Source organism: Paenibacillus sp. MAHUQ-63 (assembly GCF_028765165.1).
In the GTDB taxonomy this organism is placed as follows: domain Bacteria; phylum Bacillota; class Bacilli; order Paenibacillales; family NBRC-103111; genus Paenibacillus_E.
The window spans coordinates 63,945-86,199 of sequence record NZ_JARADB010000006.1 but is presented as its reverse complement, the minus strand read 5'-3'; the positions used below and the strand labels follow the sequence as shown (position 1 = coordinate 86,199).

Genomic DNA, 22,255 nt, shown 5'->3' with positions numbered 1-22,255 from the left:
TTATGAATTCTTAATGGTTTTTCGTCGTTTTTTGTTATACAATGAAGCAAGCCAATTAAACATAGGCATATAGTACTAGGTAATTGTACCTATTTCAGTATATCATAGATCCTAACCATTTGGAGGGAACTCATTTGATTAATATGATCATTCTTGATGACCATCCCCTTGTCCGCAAAGGCATCAGTACGGTTATTTCATCGGGACAATCGATGCACGTTGTCGGGGAAGCGGCGAATGCACAGGAGGCTCTACGGCTGCTTGGTCAGACATGCCCGGACCTTGTGCTCGTAGACTTAAATTTGGGGAACGGTAACGGTTTGGACTTCATCCAAGAGGCTCGTAAGAGAGGTCATGCTTGCAAATATATGATACTCACTTCATCGATTACACGCAGTGAGCTTCAGCTTGCACAATCCATGCAGATTGAAGGCGTTTGCCTGAAAGAAGCATTCCCTGAAGATCTGCTATATGCGGTTGAAGCCGTCGCGCGCGGCCGGAAGTATTACGATCCCGTGTTGATGGGCTCCATGATGGGTGACAAGTCCGGCAAGGAGGAAGCCGATCTGTCCGAGTTGACGCCCAAAGAGCTGGAAGTGCTCATGTCGCTCGGAAGGGGGCGCTCCAACAAGGAGATTGCGAACGCCCTCTACATCACAGAGTTCACCGTGAAGAAGCATGTCAGTCAGGTGCTGGCCAAGCTGGAGCTGGCCGACCGGACACAGGCCGCTCTGTACGCCTTATCCAAAGGACTTGTCCAATTCGAAATGCAGCGATAGCCATCATACACGAAAGATCCGCCGGGAATACCCGCCGGATCTTTCTCACTTTAGAGGTCGAGCGGTTCCGCGATCTTATGCATCGGGAACAAAGAAAACAAGGCGTAGCCCTTAACATCACGAATATGAACGGGACCTAGCGCCGGATCTCTGCTGTCCTTGCTTTCCCCCAAATTGCGGTTATCGCCGACGACGAACAGATGGCCGCTTGGTACGTTAACCACGTCCATGTCCTCGGATTTCCCCGCCGTATACAGCTCAGGCAGCGGCGTTTGGTTCACATAGATCACGCCGTCACGGATGAATACGCTATCGCCTTCTACGGCGATGACGCGTTTGATGATGCTGATGCCGCCCATCCGGTCATCCTTAATGACCACCACGTCGCCGTACTCCGGCTTCGAGAAAAATAAAGAAAGCTTATTCATGAGCAAAATGTTGCCGTTCTGCAAAGTGGGATTCATGGAATTTCCGGAAACCCGGGTCAGTCCGATCATATTATTGATCAATATATAGGCCAATCCAAGCAGCAATATGAACCGTACCCAACCCCAGAATTCGCTCTTTTGTTTATTCACAGGCTGCTTTCTAGGTTCCACAACTTCTTCCGTCATTACGAATTCCCACCTTCATCGCTCTTAACTGCTACTACATGTCCTGCTGCTTGTAACTGCTTGTAACTGTATGAACGCCAGCCGCAGACTAACGTCCGTACACATCATCGCTCACTGTCGGCTGATGTGCCGCAGGCGGAGCCGGATTCGCTTCAGGCGCTGCGGGCAAGCCGGGCGCGGGTCCCGCAGGAGCCGGTGCTGCTGGTGTTGCCGGTGCTGCTGGTGCTGACCCTGCTGGTGTTGCTGGTGCCGGTGCCGCAGGCTGCGGATTCGCTGGCGCTGGTGCTGCCGGCGACGGAATGCCAGGTGCGGGCTGTGCAGGCACGCTTGGCGGGGCAATGATGACCGGTGCTGCCGGTGCGAATACCATTGCAGGCGGCACATAGCTATCCGCCAGTGTGTCCATGGCATCCTTGGCGCTGTCAAGAATCGTCTGCAGCTTATTCATAATTTGTGCACGATCCTGTTCGGTCTTAATGTCCGTGCTAGCCAGCAAGCTTTGGGCGTATTGTCCCAGAGCCTGCAGATGAAGCCGTTTCTGTTCATCCGTGAAGGATTCGAGGCTTCGCGTGGATGCTTCAAGTCGAAGCTGCAATTCTTTCTTCAAGAGTTCTTTCTGTGCATCAGTCTCCGACTTCATAGATGCATCCAATCCTTGGATGACCTGCTCTGTCTTCTTGTTAAACCACGAAGCCATAACGCCGGCTACATCGATATCCGCATAGGATACTCCGGCGGAAGCCGACAGGACGACCGTTAAAGAAACAATTCCAGCTGCGACGATCCGCTTCGGTTTCAAGCTGCTCCGTCTATCCGATTTCTTCATCTTGCGATTCCTCCCTCTTCTTAAAGTAAGCGTAAGGCCCCGTAACCGGGGCCCGTCCGCTTAGTAGAATTATTTCAAGCCGTTAAGAACGATTGTTTCCAATTCTGCTTTGCTTGCAGTCTCAATGGAAGCGCCTTTGTCCGTAATTGCTTTCACGTTAGTTGCTTCCAGTTCATCAGCAAGCTTCTGAAGCTCGGCTAGCTTAGCTGTGATTTTGGCAGTCAAGTTATCTTTGATTTCTTGGGAAGCGGCCGTTCTTTCATCAGCAAGCAATTTATTCAAATCTGCTTTTGTCGCTTCAATTTTGCTTGTCAATGCAGTAGCTGCAGCGGATTTAGTTGCAGTTACATCTGTATCTACGCTTTTCAGCGAGGATTTCCCTTGGTTGTTAACATCTTTAGCAATATCGAGCTTACCAAGAGCGCCTAAAACTTCCACAGCCGTGTTGTTGATTTTGTTTGCATCACTTACAACTTTGTCGTACTCAGCCGGCATTGCTCCAGCAATAGCACCTTTTGTTGTATCGAGTTGGTTGCTGTAGCTGCTCAGTTGGTTGTTAATGCCTGTGTTAGCACGAGTCGTTTCAGTCGTACCCGCTGTTTTCACATCGTTCACAGCCGTTTTGTTGATTGTGTTGTAGTCTTCAACCAATTTATCTTTGTTCGAAGCTACGAAGCTTGCAACGTCGCCGGCTACGAGTGCTTTCGTTACCTTCGTTGCGCTGTTGTACCAGCTTTGCAGTTGTCCGCCAGCGTCTGTCGCAGCGAATGCCGTCCCCATACCTGCTACCAAACCTGTTGTGATAACACCAATTGCCAATTTACTTTTCAATGCTTTCATCGTTCATCAATCTCCCTTAAATTAGTTTTGTATTTGGTGACCCATAACTCACAATGACTGACTACTTACCCAGCTTTTCCGATAATTCCCGGAGCACGTCCACGGCATATTGATCGATCTCACTTTCAATCTCGCCGTTTGCGGTACTGACATACTGATTGAAGCGATCGGGCGCTTCCGTTTCCGCAATCTCAGACGCAACGGCATCAATTTGGCTCGCATATTGTCGATTGACCGCGTCAATGCGTTCCGTAGATTGGCCGATCGTGTCAACCTGCACTTGCTTGAGGCTGGCCTTGGCCGTGAAGACCGTCGCATTCGCCGCTGTTCTCAGGCTATGGTCCGCTTCGTTCAAACCAAGCAAGGCATTGGTGTTCACTTCATTCTTCCCCTGTTGAAAGCTAGCTTTGTACCAATTCTGCAGCGGTATGCCTGCATCGGAGTACGCATAGGCCGTACCCATGACGAGGAAAGTCGAGAGGCTCAATGAAACAGTTATCACTTTTCGTTTCAAACGGATCATCGTGCTGCTTGCCTCCTTCTTGTTCAGCTCTTGCTTACAAACCAATTGTATCCCGCCATCCGTTTTGTGACTTCATACGCAAGAGTAATTTATTTCTGCTACGATCGGATAAGGAAGAAGGTATACTTTCGTACCAGAACTTGTCGAAAAGTGACCGCAGCCGTGCTCCTCCGCGGAGCAGCCGCCAGTGGCGCCGCGCCCCGTCGGGAGAGGGCTGGCTACCGGACTGCAAGGCCGTTATTTCAGCGAATGCGGCCTCGCCGCTGATCTAACGGACACCAGTGCGCTTATTTGCCGATTGTGAGGCGAAAAACTCGCCGAAATGGGCAAATAGCGGCTGTGGTGTCCGTTAGACAGGCAAGGCGGCCCAGATCCGGTGAATAAGGGCCTCTGTGTCCGTTAGCCGACCGCCGGTGTTGCGCCTGCAGGCTTGATGCGACCCGGCAGGCCGTCTCCTAGCGGAGCTGCCGCCACCAAGCGCCGCGCCCCGCCAGGGAGAGAGCCGGCTAACGGACTGCACGGCCGTTATTTCGGCGAGTACGGCCTCGCCGCTGATCTAACGGACACCAGTGCGCTTATTTGCCGATTGTGAGGCGAAGAACTCGCCGAAATGAGCAAATAGCGGCTGTGGTGTCCGTTAGACAGGCAAGGCGGCCCAGATCCGGTGAATAAGGACCGCTGTGTCCGTTAGCCGGTGCCGCCGGACCCGCCGATGCCGCCTGCAGGCTTGATGCGACCCGGCAGGCCGTCTCCTCGGCGGGCAGACACCACTCTGTTTCATCTCCGCACATTTGGTGTAATAAGATAAGTCCCCATACCAATCGGCGAACTCTTGCATATAATGAAACAAGACCTTAGGGGCCATGCCGTCAGTCCGAACGGACTGCCCGTGCATAATATTCATCTTATGGTGGTTATCCAGTATGAGCCAAAATTTCATATCCTCCCAAAACGACCTGCTGCATCTGCTCGGACTAGTATCCGAGGACGAAATTTATAACGCCCAATATAATGGGCGATCACTGGCTGATATCGCTCAAGCCAATCATGTCGATGTCCAGAAAGTGATCGATCTCCAGCTCGCAGAGCTGACCGAGCAGCTCCAGGAGCGGCTCTTCAGCGGCAGCATTACGCCTGAGCAGTACCAAGCTCACCATGCCGAGCTGCCGGAAATTATTATGCGTAGCGTCTACGCCTTATAGAATGAAACAAAAGAGCCAAGCGCATAAACCGCTTGGCTCTTTTGCAGCGTTTCCATGTTTTTTTCCTTGTTGCGAAGGCCGTTCTATGTCACTATCAATAAATAAGCTGACTCTGGATGGAAAGGATCCTTCACGATGAATTTTCAACAACTCATTCCTCTCGTCCCTCTCATCCAAGAGATCGAAACGAGCTCCGCCTCTCTCTCGTTGGAGTGCCCGGCCGGCACCTACCGCCTGATTATCGTTCGCCGTGGCCATATCACCATACATAAGCGCGATGAGGAATCTTACATATGCTCGCAAGGGTATGCTTGTCATCCCGACCATGGGCCTTATCATATCCACGTTCCAAGAACGAAACCCGCCGAATACGTCATTATGACGTACAGCATGTTTCCCGAGGACCATAGCTGGTCCTTGCACGGCCCTCTCACAACGGTGAGTGAGATCAAAATATTATATATGCTCGACGAGCTGCTGCGTACGACGCAAGACCTCCACCCGCTAACGGCGGAGGAAGAGGCCGCTCATACATTTCGTAAGCGTATGATGCTGGAGCGCATTCTTTTCATTTATTTATATGAATCTCATTTGACTCAGGACAAGAAGTCCTCCCTGGAAGCCGTTGAAGAGATTCTTTCCTATATGAACGAGCACTACATGCTGGAGCTTACACTGCCGATGTTAGCCAGGCGAGCGGGCATGAGTGTCGGTTATTTCACCGTGCTTTTCAAGAAACGGACCGGGATGACGATGATGAACTACTTGTACACACTGCGCATCGAGAAAGCGAAGCAAATGTTCCTGCAAACCGATATGCTCGCCAAGGAAGTCGCCGGACGCGTCGGTTTCGTCGATTATTTCCACTTCAGCAAAGTATTCAAGAAAAAAACCGGTACCACGCCATCCGAATTTCTCGCCGGTCGCAATTAAATCTAACTTAGGGACATGTCGATTCTGCATATCAGACATGTCCCTTCTTTCGTTTTGGGAGTATCATTTCAAATGAGAATAATAATCATTGTCACGGGGGAATAGAACAAATGAATCACTTTTTTTCACGCTTTAGCCTGATCGCACTGGTCGCGGTATTCGCGCTAAGCCTTGCAGCTTGCGCTAAATCAACGAATACGGAATCTGCTGCAGCGACAACCGCGCCTACCCCAGCTACACAGAAGCCTGCCGCACAGACGGATGGCAAGATTACCGTTCAGGACGCTGCCGGCACATTGGAGCTGCCTAAAAAACCGGAACGCATCGTCGCCATGGAATTCGGCTTCACCGACATCCTGGTCACATTAGGCGTACAGCCAGTAGGCGTTGCCGACGACAACAGCCCGGATCTTCTGATGGACTCCGTGAAGAGCCAGCTGGCTTCCTATAAATCCGTCGGGTCGCGCTATGAACCGAACATTGAGCTGATCGCTTCGCTGAAGCCCGATTTGATCATCGCCGACATGAATAAACACAAGAATGCCATTCCTCAGCTGAAAGGGATTGCCCCTGTACTCGTGCTGGACGATTTCCAAGCGGACTATAATCAAATGCTGAAGAACGTAGGCATTATCGCCAAAGCCGTAGGCAAAGAAGAAGAAGGCAAGAAGCGTCTGGCCGAGCATCAAAATAAAGTCGAGACTTTGAAGAAAAAGCTCGGTTCCACGAACCTCCGCGTACTTCCGGCTGTTGTGAATCCGAAAGGTTTCTTCGCTCATTCGGATCACGCATACAGCGGTTCCTACTTGGCCATGCTCGGCTATACCGATCCTGTGAAGAACGCAGCCGCCTACCCGCAAATCACGCTGGAGCAGCTGGTTGAAGCGAATCCGCAGGTGCTTTTCCTGATGCCGACGGAGAAAGAGACGATCGTTCAGCAGTGGGAGACGAACCCGCTCTGGCAGAAAATCGACGCTGTCGCAAATAAGAAAGTGTTCACGGTAGAGCGCCGCGACTGGTCTTTATCCCGCGGGTTCCTCGGTTCGGAGAAAATCCTAGAGGATATCGTGAAAAACCTGGGGCAATAGTCCGATGAATCCTATAACTGAGAAGCAGAGCCGGAAATGGCCTCTGCTCTTCCTATTTTGTGCCGCTGTGCTCGTCATGCTCATCGGCGTCGTCTGCTGCCTGAAGTGGGGGCAGGCTCCGGTAACTTGGCGCACTTTATTCGAAGCGGTCACTTACCAGGGCAGCGATAAAACGCATCTCTACATCCAAACGCTGCGTCTGCCGCGCGCTATCATGGCATGCCTCGTAGGCATGCAGCTGGCTCTGGCCGGGATGCTGACCCAGATGACAACCAAGAATCCGCTGGCTTCGCCGCATATATTCGGAATTAACGCCGGAGCGGCGCTCGCCGTCGTGATCGGGCTTGTTGCGCTGCCGCAGCTCGGCAACTTCGGACTTATCGGCTTCGCGTTCGGAGGAGCCGCGCTCAGCGCGCTGCTCATCTGGTCGCTCGCTGGCGCAGGGCGCCAGCAGTATGTGCGCCTGGCGCTGGCAGGCATCACGATTCATTTCCTCATGTCTTCCTTAACGGAAGGCTTCATTATTATGAATCAGCATGCCACGGACAGCATGATCTTCTGGCTGGTCGGGTCACTGAACCAGGCGGGTTGGAGCGATGTACGGATCATCGCCCCCTTCTTCATCGGCGGGATGGCCTTGTTCAGCCTCATGATCCCGGCGTTCAAGCTGCTGCTGCTCGATGACGACATTGCAGCAGGCTTGGGCCAGCGCGTGAGTGTCGTGCGCGCCATTAGCATCGCGCTCGTCCTCGCGCTTGCCGGTTCCGCCGTCGCCTTATGCGGTCCGATCGGCTTCGTCTGTTTGCTGGTGCCGCACATCGCCCGCGCACTGGTAGGACCGAACCTGCATATTCTCGGCCCTTTCACCGCGCTGCTCGGCGGCATTCTGCTCGTGTATGCGGACTTTCTCAGCCGCTTCATCGCATTTCCGTTCGAATCGCCGGTCGGGATCGTCACCGCTGCGCTCGGTGCGCCATATTTCATCTATTTGGCTAGAAAGCAAGGAGGTGCCAAGTGAACAAACCTGCGCTCTCCCTGCTTACAGCCATCGTGATCATGATCCTGCTGGCCGTCCTGTATGTCCATGTGGGAGCCGTGCGCGTACCGCTTGCCGAAGTTTGGGCCGGGCTTGCGGATACCGCAAGCCCCTCCTATTTCATCGTCCATCAGGTGCGCCTGCCGCGCGTTCTGGTGGCGATGCTGGCCGGCTTCGGCTTGGCGGTCGGCGGCGTCATTCTGCAGGGCTTGGTCAGGAACCCGCTGGCCAGCCCGGATGTGGTGGGCATTACGAAAGGGGCCGGCTTCGTAGCGGCGTCCGTGATCTTCCTGTTCCCCAGATCGCCGGGGTACGTCCTGCCGATCGCCGCTTTCGCCGGCGCGCTGGCGGCGTTCCTGCTGCTCCTCCTGTTAAGCCGCCGCCTGACGATGTCTCCCGCCTCGTTGGCGCTCGTTGGCGTCGCGATAGGAACTGTGTTCCAAGCCGGCACACAGTATCTGATTGTAAGGCACCCCAGCGACATTAACATGGCGCTGCTTTGGCTGGCCGGCAGCCTGTGGAGCCGCAGCTGGCACGACGTATTCACGCTGCTGCCGTGGATCGGCGTGCTGCTGCCCGTCGTGTGGGCGAGCTACGCCAAGCTGAACGTGTTCCAGCTTGGCGACGATATCTCCGCCTCGCTGGGGCTTGGCCTCGTGAAGCAGCGCTTCTTGCTGCTGCTCCTCGCCGTTGCGCTGGCCGGCATCTCCGTGTCGGCTGTCGGCGCGATTGGCTTCGTCGGCTTGATCGCGCCGCATATCGCCCGCAGCCTTGCCGGTGCGCGGCATCAGTGGCTGATCCCGCTGGCGGCCGTCGTCGGCGCGGATCTGATGCTGCTGGGCGACTTGCTCGGCCGCCTCGTGATCCTGCCGCGCGAAGTGCCCGTGGGGATCATGACGGCTGTCATCGGCGCGCCGTATTTCATATATCTGCTGCGCAGAGAGCGTCTGCGCAGCGGCAAGTAAATAAAAGAGACACGTTCCTAACAAGGACGTGTCTCTTTCTATAATCATTTCCCAACAATCTCATCGATCTCGCTTTTCAGCAGCAAGTACCGATGAACACTTCTCATTATCGGCACTTTGGTTAGATTATTTTTGTCGACATATTGCTTCATCTGATCTTTCGTTAATCCTAAGGCCGTTCCCGCTTCCATCACCGTCAAGACAACTTCATTGCTTGTCGCATTGAAAGTTGCTTTTACTTTTTGATTCCAATCTTGAAATTCTTGCATGTCGCAGCCTCACCCTTCTGTTCCAATCTTTCCATTATAGCACAGAAGGGATAAGAATTATGAGGCAAATGGAGGCAATTATAGGTACGATTCCGATCAGACATCATCTTCGTTCAGAAGACCTAGCAAGGCCTGCGGAAGCGCAAACTGCTGGTTGTTGATAACAATTCGGTTAAGTTTATCGCTGGCAACCGCGTCTGCGGTTTGCTCCTCCTTAATCTCTGCAATTTCCGCATGCAGACGCTCCATCTGCCGATCCAGACTACTGGCGGCAACGGCCGCTTGTTTGAGCTCCTCCAGAAGGCGTGCCGGCACTGCTTGGTTACCCTCGTTGAATTTGTAGAAAATTTTATGCTCAAGACTAGCCCAGAAATCCATCGCAATCGTCCGAATCTGGACCTCGATGCATACACTTTCCTCCCTGTCCGACATATGTACAGGCACTTCGATAAGCAGGTGCAGGCTCTGATAGCCGTTCGGTTTCGGGTGCTTAATATAGTCCTTCTCCCCGAGCACTTTCAGATCGCCTTGCTTTTTGAGCATATTGGAGATGACATAAATATCGGAGAGGAACGAGCATGTGATCCTCATACCGGCGATATCCTTCACGCTTTCCCTGATCCCTTCGAAGGACATGTCTCCGCCTTTCCGGATCAGCTTCTGGAAGATGCTCTCCGGCGATTTCAAACGGGATTTGGTATGCTCGATCGGGTTATATTCATGCAGCATTTCGAATTCCTGCACAAGAATTTCTATACGGGTTTCCATCGCGTCCAGTGCGAATTTGTAGGTCATCATAAAGCGCGTGATCTCATTCTTAAATCGTTTCAAGTCGTGCATGGAAAGTTGATTCATCATAGCAGTTCCATCCTTTGGGTTGCGGTTATTTTACCTGTCATCATTAGTGTAAAGCACGCGAGGCCCAAGGAGCAAATTTGGCGTTCGCATTGACAACGGAGAGATTCCCCCGGTATAATAATTGTAAATATTGGAAGCTTACTGGAAGCACCCGTAAGATAAGGCTCACGCCTTTCTTGCAGGTGCTTTTTTGGTGCTTCCGCCCAATAAAGGAGGAACTCATTTGAGACATGTCGCTTCGCTGCTCATCGCTCTTACCCTTGCTTATGCCTTCACGGCAGAAGCTTCCGCCGCAGCTCCGATGGAAGTCACGGCTAAGCTCCTTGAGAGAACGATGGCCACAGCCACGCCATCCCAAGCCAGCCGCATCCAAGCCTTGCAGCAGGAGCTGTCCGCGCTTCAGAAAGTAGAGCAGGAATGGAACGCTAAGATTTTGACACAGCACAATCAGAACAAAGAAGTATATAACGTGTTAAGCAAGCGAACCAAGCATATTGACGAGGCACGGTTGGAGCAATTGGAGCAGGAGGTTATGCAAATAAAGGAGCGGTACAAACCGCTAATATCCCGTTATACTGCAATCAATAAGCAGGTCGAAGCGGCCAGGCCGCTGAAAAGCAAAGGCTTGAATACTTTGCTCAAAATGCAAGCCACCGCCTTGAAAATCCCTGTTCAGCTCGCTCGCGCAGACATTCGTGCGAAGGAGAAGACTTATCAAACCGCGAAAGAAGCAGCATCCCAAGCATCCATAAAGCTGCGAGGCCATATACAAGAGGTTACCCCCATCAACACGCAGATCAAAGCTAAGCAAAGTGCCCTGACAACAATCCGCCGAGGCTTATCGCCTCACTGGAGTGCTTTCAAGCAAAACGCCAAAAGAGCGGACGCGAACGGTGTCCAAAGCTCACTCTCCGCCATGGTCACCATCCTGCGTCAGATCAACGAAGAAAAACAGCGAATCTATAAGCTGGAGACTACCGTCAGCGACAAGCTGGCTGACATTCAACAGTAACGAATTAGAAAAGACACCCGTTAAGGTGCCTCTCTTCTATCATTCAGTTCATTTTGTACGTATTAATAAAGTCCTGCAAATCCTGGGCAATGCTTGCCAGCATTTGCGAAGAAGACGTCACTTTTTGCGAGGAGGCCAGCTGCTGCTGGGTCGAACCGGCCACGTTCTGCGCCAATTCGGACGTACGCCTCGAAACGTTCTCCATATTCGTCACCGTCGCCGCCGCCTGCTGGGAGCTTGCCGCCATTTGCTGCGCAGCCGCCGCCGTCTCTTGAATCTTCGCGGTTACCTCCTCCGCCGATTGAACGATTGCGCCGAAGCTGCTCTCCGTCTGTGTGGCATACTGCAGCCCTTTCTCCACCTCTGTTAATCCGGCGTCCATCGCCTGTACGGCCACCTGCGTATCCTTCTGAATATTCGACACGACCTGCGAGATAGCGCCAACGGACTGCTCCGTTTGCGAAGCCAGCTTGCGCACCTCGCCGGCTACGACGGCGAAGCCTCTGCCGCTCTCTCCGGCGCGCGCCGCTTCAATTGCCGCATTCAGTGCCAGCAGATTCGTTTGACTCGCAATCTCGCCGATCATTTGAGACACTTGGCCGATATTACGGGAGTGTTCCGCCAGTTGAAGAATCGTCTCGTTCGCTTGCGCCACAGCAGCGCTTAGAGCGTTCATCGTCTTCGTTACCTGATGCACATCCAGCTGTCCTTGTCTGGCCTGCTCCGACGCTTGCATCGACAGATGGGATACATCGGACGTCGTTTCCGCAATTCGCTGCGCACCCACCGCGATTCCGTCCATTGCTTTGGCACACTCCAGCGCGTTCAAGCGCTGCGATTCGGCCTCGGAGGCAATCGTTTGAATTTCTCCGGCTACATGCTGGGAAGCCTCGCTGTTCTGCTCCGAGCTGGCGTACAGCTGTTCCGAGGAAGACGCAACGCTGCTGGAAGACTCCTGCAAGCGGCCCATCGCTTCGCGCATTTGAAGCGTCATGCCATTAACAGCCTGAATGAGTACGCCGATCTCATCGTTGTTTTTGAATGTTAGCGGCTCTACGGTCAAGTCGCAGGCAGCCATGCGGTCAAGCGCTTGGGAAGCGGCAATGACCGGACGTGTAATATTGCGCACAATGACCCAGACGATGAATGCGGACAGCAGCACCGCGCAGCTCAAGAAAATAATCGTGCTCAAGATGCTGCTGCGATATAAGGCGTCGTTCTCTTGTACGCTGCTCTCCGCCCCCTTCTGATTGAACACTACCATGAGGCGGCAAATACTTTGCACATCGTTATAATTTTGCGTGAGGTCCTCGTATATGGCAGCCGCTTCTTCGCCGGTTGCAGCCCGTTTATATTTTACATAGTTCTTCTTCAGCGAATCCCATCGCTCTTGAAGCATGGCGAAGTTTTTCGCATCTTCTTCGCCTCCCGCCGTCCCCTTATACACTTCAAGCGACTTGTCGCCTTTAATGATCGTCGCGTCGATATCAAGCGCAAGCTGCAATTTCTCCGAAGGATCCTTGAGGTTATGCACGCCCATCAAATCTTTGGCAAAATGCTCCGTCCAGTAACTGAAGTCCTCAATGGCTTGAGTTCCTTTCATCCACCGCTGGACCATTTCCGTTATATCATGCTTCATATTGCTCATTCGTGACATATCACTCAAGCTAAGAATGCCCATGAATAGAAGGAGCATTGCGAAGGATCCGATTAATTTTTGTTTAAGACTTAATTTCATTCGTCTTTTTGTCAATCTTTGAAGTAATTTGGCTGACGAGTGCATGTATATCCTCCGAAGTCGTATTAGTCTAGAAGAGCCCGCTTGGCTTCGGGCCATCCCCAGCTAATCTTATCGGTAAGATGTTAGCAGAAAATGATAGAAAGTATTAACCACGTGTTAATTTTCGTCCTATTTGCCGGCTAACAGACACAGAAACGCCTAATCTTCAAACCGGCACGCCCCAAGAGGGATTAAGCTCGTCCTATGCTTCCATTTATACAGCACATATACGATAAGGAATAAAGGAAGACCAATGTAAGCAGCCAGCAGTCCGTACCAATCCACTTGCCCGTTCTGGAAAGCGGTCATGCTCTGCCCTACGATGACGAACAAACATATGACGAAAGCGACGATCGGCCCGAAAGGAAACCATCTTGCGCGGTAGGGCAATTGCTCCAAAGAACGTCCTTGGGCAAGAAAGGCCCGGCGAAAGCGGTAATGGCTGATCGATATGCCAAGCCACGCGAGAAAGCCGCACATCCCGGAGGCGTTGAGCAGCCACGTATACACAACACCTGACCCGAAGAGGGAGGCGAAGAATGCAAGCATCCCGATAGCCGCTGTCACCGCTAGCGAAGCAAGGGGAACCCCGCGCTTATTCAAATACTTGAGCCAGCCCGGAGCTTTCCCCTCTTCGGCCAAGGACCACAGCATACGCGTTGAGGCATACATTCCCGAACTGCCGGCCGACAGCACCGAAGTCAGTATGATGGCATTCATGACGGAAGCTGCAAAGGCAAAGCCCGCTTTCTCGAACACAATGGTGAAGGGACTGACGGTAATGTGATTGATGTCGGCTTGTAACAAGGCAGGGTCTTGATAGGAGATGAGACAGCCGATGACGAAGATGGCGAGCACGTAAAACAGCAGAATACGCCAAAATATTTGCTTTACGGCTTTCGGCACATTTTTGGCCGCATCCTCGCTCTCTCCCGCCGTAATCCCGATCAGCTCCGTTCCCTGAAAGGAGAAACCGGCCGCCATGAAGACGCCCAGCAGCCCCATGAAGCCGCCGTGAAACGGCGTGCCGCCTTCATTGAAATGACCGAGTCCGACTCGCTGGCTGCCGATGATGCCAATGATCATCAGGACACCGACCGCGATAAAGACAATGACGGTAATGACCTTAATCGATGAAAACCAGAACTCGGATTCCCCGTACGCTCTCACGGACAAATAGTTAATAAGCACCATAACGCCGAGGAATAACGCGCTCCAGAGCAATGGAGATGTATCCGGCAGCCAATAGCTCACGATGATGCTGGCCGCAGAAATTTCCGCAGCGATCGTAATGGCCCAGTTAAACCAATAATTCCACCCCAGGGCGAAACCAAGTGCAGGATCGACGAACCGGCCAGCATAAGTACTGAAAGACCCCGCCACCGGCATGTAGGCGGCCATTTCACCGAGGGAAGTCATCAGAAAATAAACCATAAACCCTATCGCCGCATAGGCAAGAAGCGCGCCGCCCGGGCCTGCGGATTGAATGGCACCCCCGCTGGCCAGAAACAAACCTGTCCCGATCGATCCGCCCAGCGAGATCATCGTCATATGCCGTGCTTTCAAACCTCGGACGAGCTGTCTTTTGTCATCTTCCTTCTGCATTTGCATCAACCGCTTCCTCTCCGAATATTTCGAGTTCCGCATTCAACCTTCAATGGCTGAAAAACACAATTTGAATGAAAAACAAAACGGCAAACAATAAAAAAATCGGATGCACATCGCTTCGTTTCCCGCGCAGCAGCTTCAGCACCGGATAGACAATAAACCCGATGCCGATCCCTGTCGCGATACTATAAGTTAACGGCATCAGCACGACGATCAGAAAAGCCGGGAAAGCTTCCTCGAGATCCCACCACTCAATCTGCCGCAGCACATTCATCATCAGGAATCCGACGATGATCAGCGCAGGGGCTGTTATCGCGGGAATACTGGCGAGAACCGCAATAACCGGCGAGAACAGCAGCGTGAATGCCAGCAGCACACAAACCGTTACAGCCGTGAGACCGGTTCTTCCGCCTACGGCAACGCCGGAAGATGATTCGATATAGGCGGAGGTAGGGCTTGTCCCTAGAACGGCTCCCGTCGTTGTGCCGATAGCGTCAGCCAGAAGGGCGCCTCGGGAACGGGGGAACTTATTGTCCTTGAGCAGCCCCGCTTGCCCCGCAACCCCAAGCATCGTGCCTGTCGTATCAAAGAGGGTGATCAATAAGAAAGTAAAAATAACGGCATATAACCCCTCGGAGAACACGCCATAGATATTCAGCTGAAATGCAGTAGCCGACAGTCCCGTCGGCACGGCAACGAACGCCTCGGGCATCGCCAGCAGCCCCATCATCCAAGCCAGCACGGCGGTAATGAGCATTCCGATGAACAGGAAGCCCCTCACCTCATACGCCATCAGAATCAGCGATGTGATAAGACCAACGATCGTTAAGGCTGTCATAGGATCTCTCAGATTGCCCAAGGTGATTAGCGTTGACGGAGAAGCAACGATAATTTGGGCATTTTGCAGCCCGATGAATGTGATGAATAAACCGATACCGGCTGTTATGGCGTGCTTCAAGCTTGTCGGAATCGCATCCAGCAGCATATAGCGGAACGTCGTCAGAGATAGCAATATGAATAAGACGCCTGCTACGAATACGGCGCCAAGAGCAACCTGCCAGCTGATCCCGCTTCCTCCCACAACGCTAAAAGCGAAGTATGCATTCAGGCCCATACCTGGCGCAATTACAATCGGATAGTTCGCGAAGAGCCCCATGATCAGTGTGGCCACAATGCTGGCAAGCACCGTTGCAATGAAAACGCCGTGGAAATCCATCCCCGCTTTACTCAGAATCCCCGGATTCACAATGACAATGTAGACCATCGTCAAAAATGTGGTGACCCCCGCCATAAGCTCCGTCGCCGCGGTTGTGCCTCTTTCCTTCAATTTGAAAAGTGTGTTCATTGCAGATGACCTCCAAATAAAAGGGATTTATTAGTTGTATTCTTCCCTTTGTTTGGAACCTTAGTAATCATTTTTCTGCGTTGACAGTATCGTCGTGCGGGGATACAATTGTCAATAAACAACAAGAATTGATCATGATACAACATTACATATGCAACAAAACAACATAATTCCAAGGGAATAGTTTCACCACAGGCTGAAAATAAAAACTATGCAGGAGGCTCGTCGATGAAGGTCCACATTCTTGGAACGGCAGCATTCGAGGGAATTCCGTCCCTCTTCTGCCAATGTTTGACCTGCAAGCAAGCACGCGAACGCGGAGGAAAAAATATTCGCTCCCGCACTTCGGTCATGATCGATCACGATCTGAAGGTGGATTTCCCGCCGGATACCTTGTTTCATTCGTTTCAATACGGGCTCGATATGAACAGTGTCAAGGATCTGCTCATCACCCACTCGCACTCCGACCATTTGTATGCCGAAGATATGGCCATTCGCGCACGGGGTTATGCCCAGGCAGGCGACGGCATCATGCATGTTTACGGCCATGACGTTCCCTTCCGGTTATGCTTCCAGGCACTTAACGGGCTCGATCATCACTATAGGTTCCACCGGGTGCTTCCGTTCCAGCCCGTACAAACGCAGACGGCTACGATCGTTCCTCTGCTGGCGGATCATGACCCGCTAGAAACGTGCCTGCTGTATGCGATTGAGAAGAACGGCAAATCCATTCTGTACGGTAACGACAGCGGCTGGTTTCCGGATGAGACTTGGGCTTGGCTGCAAGATAGGCAGTTCGATCTCGTCATCCTCGAATGCACGACAGGGCGCAGCGCTCACCGGAACAATCATATGAATGTGGATGCGGTTGTCGAGACGAAGCAGTGGATGGAGACGCATGGCGTCTTAAAACCCGGGGCGCAGGTCATCGTCACTCACTTCTCGCATAATGCAGGCTTGCTGCATGAGGACTTGGTTGCTATTTTCCAGCCTCATGGCATTGAAGTGGCTTATGACGGTCTGGTTGTGGAGCTCTAAGCGATAATTGCGAGTTCGGGGCCATGTGCGGGCGGATGCGAAGGGCGAATGCGTGTGCGTGTGTGGAGGAGGATGGTGTCTGCAAGCATGACAAAAGGATGCCCCAGCCATATCGGCTTGGACACCCTTTTGTCTGCTACTCGTCGCCAGTCACCTCGGCCGAGGCCGCTATTTGTTTGTACCCTCGCATCTTCGAGGTTTGAATGAGCCGTTGCAGCAGTCCGAACAGCTGAATAGGGTCAAACGGCTTCGTGATATATCCGTTCATTCCCGCTTCGAGCACTTCCTCCTTCACACCCTTCATGGCATCGGCCGTCATGGCTATAATAGGCGTATCTTGGGCATGCTCCAGCTTCCGAATATGCTTGGTCGCCTCATAGCCGCCCATGACCGGCATCTGCAAGTCCATCAAGATGGCATCATAATATTCCTGCTTGACCCGCGTCACCGCTTCGAGCCCGTTCTCGGCCACATCCACCAGCACCCCTACGTCCTTCAGCATTTCCGTGGCAACCAATTGATTGATTTCGTTATCCTCAACAAGCAAAACACGGGCATTCTGCAGTGCCTTGAACCGATCCGCGCGCTCGGAGTCGACCACCATGGACTGCTTGGCCACAAAATGCTGCTGAAACAAAGCGATCAGCTCGTTGTACAGCTGCGATTGGCTGAGCGGATAGTACAGCACCTTATCAATCGCCTGCGAACGAACGCCATCCTGCAGGGCAGGCTCATGATAAGCCGTGATCATGACGATGACTTGCGTCGGCGTGGAGAATTCGAGTTGAATGCGCTCCGCCAACGGCACGGCGACGGAGTCCTTCAGCTTCCAGTCGACGATGACCAGATCGTAACGGCCATTGCGATAGATTTGCTCGATCGCGCTGTTCTCGGAATCCGCCGTCTGCACGATGAATTGGAACTGCTCCAACTGACCCTTAAGGACCAGCTGCATATCCGCATCATCACAAACCAGCAATACGCGAAGCAATTTCAATTGGGAATCCTTGTGCACCGCCGTCATTCGCGTTCCCGTGCTATGGCCGAATTCCGCCGTGAAGTAGAAGGAGCTTCCCGCCCCGGCAACACTCTCGACGCCAATCGCCCCGCCCATCAATTCTACGAGATTTTTGCTGATCACGAGCCCCAGCCCTGTACCGCCGTACTTGCGTGTAGTTGACATATCCGCCTGGGTGAAATGGTGAAAGAGCTCTTGCTGCTGCTCATCCGTAATCCCGATTCCGGTATCGCGTACTGTGAAGCCGATGGTGACACTCCGGTCGGTTCGGGTCACGAGACAAATTTCAAATGAAATTTCACCTTCATCTGTGAACTTCACGGCGTTATTCGCCAGATTGACCAAGATCTGATTCAACCGGAACGGGTCTCCGACAAGCATCTGCGGCACCTCGTGATGGATGGAGAAATGCAGCTTCAATCCTTTGTCATAAGCTTTCATCCCAACCAGATTCGAAATCTGATTGAGTACATCATATAAATCGAATTCCACCTGCTCGATCACCAGCTTCTTAGCCTCGATTTTCGAGAAGTCCAGGACGTCGTTAATGAGGGTAAGCAAATTTTTCGCGGAAATAATCGTTTTATCCACATACACCTGCTGCTGCTCCGATAACTCCGTTTGCTGAAGCAAATAGCTCAGCCCGATAACCGCATTCATGGGCGTCCGGATTTCATGACTCATATTGGCGAGAAATTCGCCTTTGGCACGGTTGGCGTACTCCGCCATTTCTTTCGCTTCAGCCAACTCAGCGGTCCGAGCCTCCACCAAATCTTCCAGATGCTCTTTGTATTGCTGAAGCGCCTTCTCCTGCTGCCTTAATTCCGTAATATCATGGCCAGTTCCGGTGACTTCGACGATTTCCCCGCGCTGATTGAATATAGGCGATATCGTATAATGCATGCATTGGCTTTCACCGTCTGGCAATATCCGCTCCGCTTCGAAAGCTATGGATTCCTCCGTGCTCAGCACTTCGTTCATGGCACTTTCCCATTGCTCGCGGGTCTGCTCCTCAACAATCAGCTCATGCAAATTTTGCCCGAGCAAGTCGCGTTCTCTCATTTTCAAAAATTTGGACATCTTATTATTCGCTTGGGTAATCGTCCCATCCAGACTGCAGCAATAAACGAGATCCGGGGAGTTCTGCACCAAGGTTCGATACCTGTCCTCGCTTGCGCGCAGCTTTCTCTCCGTCTCGAAGCTTCTCATCTCATAAGAGATTAAAGAATAATACAAAGGAATGGCTACCGCATGGAAAATGACATAAGTAATCGAGAACTCGTTCATGAAATAGTTCATCGTTTCCCGCGGCGCCAGCAGCGCCCAGCCTACGGTCTGAAAGCCGATTACGAGCCCCAGCAGCCAGCCGTATTTCTCTACGAACTTTCTATTTTTCACATTTCGTCTATGTACAAGTATACTAATGAGCGTTGTCGTCACGAGCGCACCAAGCGGAAAGAGCATCGCGCCCCCCAAGCTGATCCGATAAACAGCAATCATAACCGTTGTGATGACAGCGGCTAGCGGTCCCCCGAAAATGCCTGAGAAAATAACGCTTACAAGTCTGACATCCATATGTAATCCATACGCTACATTTAGAGGCATCTGCATAATGATAAGGCCGAAAATTCCGAAAGCGACCCCGAACATGATCGACTGCGCTCTTCTCGAGCATTTGACGTAGTAGGGATACAGCCACCTTAACAAAAATACAAATGTCACGATTAATGCGCTGCATTGGGCAAAATAAATCAAAAATTTCATGTGACACCCCTATCATACTTGTCCATAGTAAAAATATGTAACCCTCGTGTAATTTATATTACAGCATATAGGCAAGATCTTCTAGAGAAAGTCTCATGTCGTATATTGGTAGATCATCCCTGACACAATTGAAAAAGCCCCCGGGCTTTCGCCTGAGAGCAGTTCCTTCAAGGTCAAAGACCTGCGCTAGCTCTGCGAAACTTAATGAAGCTTCCTACACGCCACACGCAAATATATAAATACGCCATTAACATCGTAAGCACCGTAAATTCCGTATAATCGAGTCCTTTGAAATATTGGGAAAGGACGATACGAAGAGCTACGATCGCGATAAGGACGTATTTGAAGTTTTTATTCGGCTTCGCATACACATAGCCGTCCTCGAGCTTCTCATAGCCCGTATGATACAGCATGATGCTCCCCAACCCGATACCAAGCACAATTGCGCACAGCATTTCCCAAAGCACTGGCAAGTGAAACGGATGGTCCGGAATTTGCGTTAGCGAATAGATGGAGAAGCCGAACAAGACCGGCAGCAAGATGACCGGGAGCAAGATGCCGATCCCTTTGTTTTTAATCGGGCGTTTCCTGCCTCTGGTTTTGAGCCAGATCACCAAGATGATGACCAGGGCGGCTACTCCGTACCCGACTAACGTTTCTATGTTCATAATCGCTGTTCCTCCTGTTGCTGCTTTTTTTATCATTATATCGCATCCCCGATGATAATCATTCGGACGCTGGTTAGATTCCGTCTCCGCCTTAAGACCGATGCGAAATCCTTTATCCCGACAATCCCCACTTCTTTCCTTTCCCTTGTTCTGCTTTGAAGTTTGGTTGTATGATAGATAAGTTATTTTACTTACAACTAGAGGTACTTGCAGATGAGAATGAAAGATTGGGATATGAATTTAAAAATTCGCCTTGGCGGCGAAACTGCTTTCAACGTTATTTTCTGGACGTTCTTTCCGTTTCTTTCGATCTACTTCGCTAGCGCTTTCGGGAAAGGTTGGACAGGCTTTCTTCTTATTCTATCACAAGCGCTCTCCGTGCTGGCTAATCTGCTTGGCGGCTATTGTGCGGACCGGTTCGGCCGGAAGCGGATGATGGTTCTTGCAGCTCTCGGGCAGAGCATCGGATACGGGCTCTTCGCTTTGGCCGCGTCGCCGCTGCTGGATATGCCTGCGCTTGGATTCCTCGGCTTCAGCTTCGCCAGTATGGCCGGCTCCTTGTACTGGCCGGCCAGTCAGGCAATGGTAGCGGACGTGGTGAAGGAAGAGCACCGCTCCAGCGTGTTCGCCATTTTCTATACGGCGGCGAACATATCTGTTGTTATCGGGCCGCTGATCGGATCGATCACCTATGACGATAACCCGTACGTCGTGCTGACCGCGGCCTCCGTATTCTGCCTCATCCTCTCGCTGACGATGAGCCGTACCTTGCACGAGACGCTGCCGGAACAGCTGGCAAGCCGTCAACGCACTAGCAGCGGCGAGCCTTGGTACCGATTCCTGGCCGCGCAGCTGCGGGATTACAAGATCATCGCTGCCGACCGGGTCTTCCTGCTGTTCATCCTTGCGGGCGTGCTGCTCTCTCAGACATTCATGCAGCTCGATCTGTTGTTTCCCGTTTTCATGGAGGAAACCGTCTCTCTCGCAACGATTTTCTCCTACGGAGAGTGGAGCCTGCAGTTAACGGGCAAGCAGCTGTTCGGGCTGATCGTTTCGGAGAACGGCTTGTTCGTTGCCCTATTCACGGTTATTGTCACCAAGTGGATGCTGGCCTACCGGGACCGCTACGTGTTCATTGGCGGTGCGCTCTTCTACGCGATAGGCATCGTGATGTTCGGCTCCATGTCCACCTTCTGGGGCTTTACGCTGGCTATCGCCGTGTTCACCCTGGCCGAGCTCATGTCGGCCGGACCCCAGCAAGCCTTCGTCTCGCGGCTTGCTCCCGAGCATATGCGCGGCCAATACTTCGCCGCAGGGAGCCTGCGGTTCACACTTGGACGAACCTTGGCTCCGCTGTCGATCCCGGTCTCCTCGTGGATCGGCTTCACATGGACGTTCCTCCTGCTGGCGGGAATCGCCGTGCTGTCGGCCGGCTTGTACCATCTGATGTTCAATCGGTATGAGCGCCAAACGGCATAAAGGATTCATAGATTTGATGCAAATTGGAGCACCCGGCAACGGGTGCTTTTTCCATCTCGCCACGACCCGAAACTATTAATTTTTTCTATCATCTGGGCCTATGAATAAGCAACTCTCGCAAATTCTGAATACATAGAAGTATTACTAGAAAAGGAGAGTGGTGACCCTTGGCAACTATCTTCCGAGCCTTACTTAAAAGTCGAAACGAGGTGCCACCTGTTCGTTCCGCCGCAACCGGCGATGCCATATTCGAATTGAACAACAGCGAAACCCAGTTGCGATTCGCACTGATCGTACGCAATATATCCCGGGTGACACAAGGCCATATACATCTTGGACAAGCCGGCCACAACGGTCCCGTCGTTGCCTTCCTGTTCGGCCCGTCCAAATTCGGCATTTCCGTCAGACGCGGGGTCGTTCGAGGCGTACTTACAGCCCAGGATCTCGTGGGTCCTCTGCAGGGGAAGACCCTTCAAGACCTCATCAACGAATTCGAAACCGGCAACGCCTATGCGAATGTTCATACGATCCAGAACCCGAACGGTGAAATTCGCGGCCAAGTTCGGCGTTAATACCTTGAACAAACACGAAGGGCTGTCCCAAGCAGATT

General features: G+C 52.2%; 22 protein-coding genes. 10 read left to right on the top strand and 12 right to left on the bottom strand.

Features of this window, described 5'->3' with window-relative positions:
* Positions 1-143: 143 nt before the first annotated feature.
* A complete protein-coding gene (locus PUT07_RS27990; RefSeq protein WP_338000783.1) occupies positions 144-779 on the top strand; it encodes a response regulator transcription factor in 636 nt (211 codons plus the stop codon).
* Between the two features lie 50 nt (positions 780-829).
* On the opposite strand, the gene lepB is transcribed toward PUT07_RS27990, so the two are convergent.
* The 5 genes from lepB to PUT07_RS27965 all read right to left on the bottom strand — a co-directional run bounded on the left by lepB (position 830) and on the right by PUT07_RS27965 (position 4,522).
* Positions 830-1,393 (bottom strand): signal peptidase I, encoded by a 564-nt coding sequence (lepB, locus tag PUT07_RS27985; RefSeq protein WP_274472078.1) that lies wholly within the window; start codon positions 1,391-1,393, stop codon positions 830-832.
* An 88-nt stretch (positions 1,394-1,481) separates the two neighbouring features.
* Complete coding sequence (locus tag PUT07_RS27980; protein WP_274472077.1) at positions 1,482-2,219, bottom strand: hypothetical protein; 738 nt, start codon at positions 2,217-2,219, stop codon at positions 1,482-1,484.
* A gap of 69 nt (positions 2,220-2,288) precedes the next feature.
* Positions 2,289-3,059 carry a hypothetical protein gene (locus PUT07_RS27975; RefSeq protein WP_274472076.1) on the bottom strand — a complete coding sequence of 257 codons (771 nt, stop codon included), beginning with the start codon at positions 3,057-3,059 and terminating at the stop codon, positions 2,289-2,291.
* Positions 3,060-3,120: 61 nt separating this feature from the next.
* Positions 3,121-3,582 (bottom strand): hypothetical protein, encoded by a 462-nt coding sequence (locus PUT07_RS27970; RefSeq protein ID WP_274472075.1) that lies wholly within the window; start codon positions 3,580-3,582, stop codon positions 3,121-3,123.
* 637 nt (positions 3,583-4,219) lie between these two features.
* Positions 4,220-4,522 (bottom strand): hypothetical protein, encoded by a 303-nt coding sequence (locus PUT07_RS27965; RefSeq protein ID WP_274472074.1) that lies wholly within the window; start codon positions 4,520-4,522, stop codon positions 4,220-4,222.
* Here PUT07_RS27965 and PUT07_RS27960 point away from each other — a divergent pair.
* From PUT07_RS27960 to PUT07_RS27940, 5 genes are all read left to right on the top strand, one after another.
* Positions 4,506-4,784, top strand: a complete 279-nt coding sequence (locus tag PUT07_RS27960; protein WP_274472073.1) for a hypothetical protein — start codon at positions 4,506-4,508, stop codon at positions 4,782-4,784. The genes PUT07_RS27965 and PUT07_RS27960 overlap by 17 nt on opposite strands.
* A 135-nt stretch (positions 4,785-4,919) precedes the next feature.
* Complete coding sequence (locus tag PUT07_RS27955; RefSeq protein ID WP_274472072.1) at positions 4,920-5,717, top strand: AraC family transcriptional regulator; 798 nt, start codon at positions 4,920-4,922, stop codon at positions 5,715-5,717.
* A gap of 110 nt (positions 5,718-5,827) precedes the next feature.
* Positions 5,828-6,805 (top strand): ABC transporter substrate-binding protein, encoded by a 978-nt coding sequence (locus PUT07_RS27950; RefSeq protein WP_274472071.1) that lies wholly within the window; start codon positions 5,828-5,830, stop codon positions 6,803-6,805.
* Positions 6,806-6,809: 4 nt separating this feature from the next.
* Positions 6,810-7,823 carry a FecCD family ABC transporter permease gene (locus tag PUT07_RS27945; protein WP_274472070.1) on the top strand — a complete coding sequence of 338 codons (1,014 nt, stop codon included), beginning with the start codon at positions 6,810-6,812 and terminating at the stop codon, positions 7,821-7,823.
* A 38-nt stretch (positions 7,824-7,861) separates the two neighbouring features.
* Complete coding sequence (locus tag PUT07_RS27940) at positions 7,862-8,806, top strand: FecCD family ABC transporter permease (RefSeq protein WP_379240881.1); 945 nt, start codon at positions 7,862-7,864, stop codon at positions 8,804-8,806.
* A 44-nt stretch (positions 8,807-8,850) separates the two neighbouring features.
* On the opposite strand, the gene PUT07_RS27935 is transcribed toward PUT07_RS27940, so the two are convergent.
* Positions 8,851-9,075, bottom strand: coding sequence for a DNA-binding protein (locus PUT07_RS27935; protein WP_274472068.1), 225 nt, complete (start codon positions 9,073-9,075; stop codon positions 8,851-8,853).
* A 96-nt stretch (positions 9,076-9,171) separates the two neighbouring features.
* A complete protein-coding gene (locus PUT07_RS27930; RefSeq protein WP_274472281.1) occupies positions 9,172-9,930 on the bottom strand; it encodes a GTP pyrophosphokinase in 759 nt (252 codons plus the stop codon).
* Positions 9,931-10,156: 226 nt separating this feature from the next.
* Between PUT07_RS27930 and PUT07_RS27925 the strand changes: the two genes are divergently transcribed.
* On the top strand, positions 10,157-10,945 hold the full coding sequence (locus PUT07_RS27925; RefSeq protein WP_274472067.1) for a hypothetical protein: 789 nt from the start codon (positions 10,157-10,159) through the stop codon (positions 10,943-10,945).
* Between the two features lie 43 nt (positions 10,946-10,988).
* Here PUT07_RS27925 and PUT07_RS27920 read toward each other — a convergent pair whose 3' ends face one another.
* The 3 genes from PUT07_RS27920 to PUT07_RS27910 form a co-directional block, all read right to left on the bottom strand.
* Positions 10,989-12,683, bottom strand: coding sequence for a methyl-accepting chemotaxis protein (locus PUT07_RS27920; RefSeq protein WP_274472066.1), 1,695 nt, complete (start codon positions 12,681-12,683; stop codon positions 10,989-10,991).
* 201 nt (positions 12,684-12,884) lie between these two features.
* Positions 12,885-14,336 carry an amino acid permease gene (locus tag PUT07_RS27915; protein ID WP_379240798.1) on the bottom strand — a complete coding sequence of 484 codons (1,452 nt, stop codon included), beginning with the start codon at positions 14,334-14,336 and terminating at the stop codon, positions 12,885-12,887.
* Positions 14,337-14,379: 43 nt separating this feature from the next.
* Complete coding sequence (locus tag PUT07_RS27910; protein WP_274472065.1) at positions 14,380-15,678, bottom strand: NCS2 family permease; 1,299 nt, start codon at positions 15,676-15,678, stop codon at positions 14,380-14,382.
* Positions 15,679-15,906: 228 nt separating this feature from the next.
* Between PUT07_RS27910 and PUT07_RS27905 the strand changes: the two genes are divergently transcribed.
* Positions 15,907-16,716: an MBL fold metallo-hydrolase gene (locus tag PUT07_RS27905; RefSeq protein ID WP_274472064.1), complete on the top strand. Its 810-nt coding sequence runs from the start codon at positions 15,907-15,909 to the stop codon at positions 16,714-16,716.
* Positions 16,717-16,852: 136 nt separating this feature from the next.
* On the opposite strand, the gene PUT07_RS27900 is transcribed toward PUT07_RS27905, so the two are convergent.
* On the bottom strand, positions 16,853-19,498 hold the full coding sequence (locus tag PUT07_RS27900; protein WP_274472063.1) for a response regulator: 2,646 nt from the start codon (positions 19,496-19,498) through the stop codon (positions 16,853-16,855).
* Between the two features lie 173 nt (positions 19,499-19,671).
* Entirely contained in the window at positions 19,672-20,166 is a 495-nt protein-coding gene (locus PUT07_RS27895; protein ID WP_274472062.1) for a CcdC protein domain-containing protein, read from the bottom strand.
* Positions 20,167-20,379: 213 nt separating this feature from the next.
* On the opposite strand from PUT07_RS27895, the gene PUT07_RS27890 reads away from it, so the two are divergent.
* Both PUT07_RS27890 and PUT07_RS27885 read left to right on the top strand, forming a co-directional pair.
* Entirely contained in the window at positions 20,380-21,645 is a 1,266-nt protein-coding gene (locus tag PUT07_RS27890) for an MDR family MFS transporter (protein WP_274472061.1), read from the top strand.
* Between the two features lie 176 nt (positions 21,646-21,821).
* Positions 21,822-22,217 (top strand): CHRD domain-containing protein, encoded by a 396-nt coding sequence (locus tag PUT07_RS27885; protein ID WP_274472279.1) that lies wholly within the window; start codon positions 21,822-21,824, stop codon positions 22,215-22,217.
* Positions 22,218-22,255: the final 38 nt, after the last annotated feature.

Excerpts from the sequence above, each read along its gene's own strand:
- PUT07_RS27990 (WP_338000783.1), top strand. The coding sequence starts at position 144 with ATGATCATTCTTGATGACCATCCCCTTGTCCGCAAAGGCATCAGTACG.
- lepB (WP_274472078.1), bottom strand. The coding sequence starts at position 1,393 with ATGACGGAAGAAGTTGTGGAACCTAGAAAGCAGCCTGTGAATAAACAA.
- PUT07_RS27980 (WP_274472077.1), bottom strand. The coding sequence starts at position 2,219 with ATGAAGAAATCGGATAGACGGAGCAGCTTGAAACCGAAGCGGATCGTC.
- PUT07_RS27975 (WP_274472076.1), bottom strand. The coding sequence starts at position 3,059 with ATGAAAGCATTGAAAAGTAAATTGGCAATTGGTGTTATCACAACAGGT.
- PUT07_RS27970 (WP_274472075.1), bottom strand. The coding sequence starts at position 3,582 with ATGATCCGTTTGAAACGAAAAGTGATAACTGTTTCATTGAGCCTCTCG.
- PUT07_RS27960 (WP_274472073.1), top strand. The coding sequence starts at position 4,506 with ATGAGCCAAAATTTCATATCCTCCCAAAACGACCTGCTGCATCTGCTC.
- PUT07_RS27965 (WP_274472074.1), bottom strand. The coding sequence starts at position 4,522 with ATGAAATTTTGGCTCATACTGGATAACCACCATAAGATGAATATTATG.
- PUT07_RS27955 (WP_274472072.1), top strand. The coding sequence starts at position 4,920 with ATGAATTTTCAACAACTCATTCCTCTCGTCCCTCTCATCCAAGAGATC.
- PUT07_RS27950 (WP_274472071.1), top strand. The coding sequence starts at position 5,828 with ATGAATCACTTTTTTTCACGCTTTAGCCTGATCGCACTGGTCGCGGTA.
- PUT07_RS27945 (WP_274472070.1), top strand. The coding sequence starts at position 6,810 with ATGAATCCTATAACTGAGAAGCAGAGCCGGAAATGGCCTCTGCTCTTC.
- PUT07_RS27940 (WP_379240881.1), top strand. The coding sequence starts at position 7,862 with ATGATCCTGCTGGCCGTCCTGTATGTCCATGTGGGAGCCGTGCGCGTA.
- PUT07_RS27935 (WP_274472068.1), bottom strand. The coding sequence starts at position 9,075 with ATGCAAGAATTTCAAGATTGGAATCAAAAAGTAAAAGCAACTTTCAAT.
- PUT07_RS27930 (WP_274472281.1), bottom strand. The coding sequence starts at position 9,930 with ATGAATCAACTTTCCATGCACGACTTGAAACGATTTAAGAATGAGATC.
- PUT07_RS27920 (WP_274472066.1), bottom strand. The coding sequence starts at position 12,683 with ATGAAATTAAGTCTTAAACAAAAATTAATCGGATCCTTCGCAATGCTC.
- PUT07_RS27915 (WP_379240798.1), bottom strand. The coding sequence starts at position 14,336 with ATGCAAATGCAGAAGGAAGATGACAAAAGACAGCTCGTCCGAGGTTTG.
- PUT07_RS27910 (WP_274472065.1), bottom strand. The coding sequence starts at position 15,678 with ATGAACACACTTTTCAAATTGAAGGAAAGAGGCACAACCGCGGCGACG.
- PUT07_RS27905 (WP_274472064.1), top strand. The coding sequence starts at position 15,907 with ATGAAGGTCCACATTCTTGGAACGGCAGCATTCGAGGGAATTCCGTCC.
- PUT07_RS27900 (WP_274472063.1), bottom strand. The coding sequence starts at position 19,498 with ATGAAATTTTTGATTTATTTTGCCCAATGCAGCGCATTAATCGTGACA.
- PUT07_RS27895 (WP_274472062.1), bottom strand. The coding sequence starts at position 20,166 with ATGAACATAGAAACGTTAGTCGGGTACGGAGTAGCCGCCCTGGTCATC.
- PUT07_RS27890 (WP_274472061.1), top strand. The coding sequence starts at position 20,380 with ATGAGAATGAAAGATTGGGATATGAATTTAAAAATTCGCCTTGGCGGC.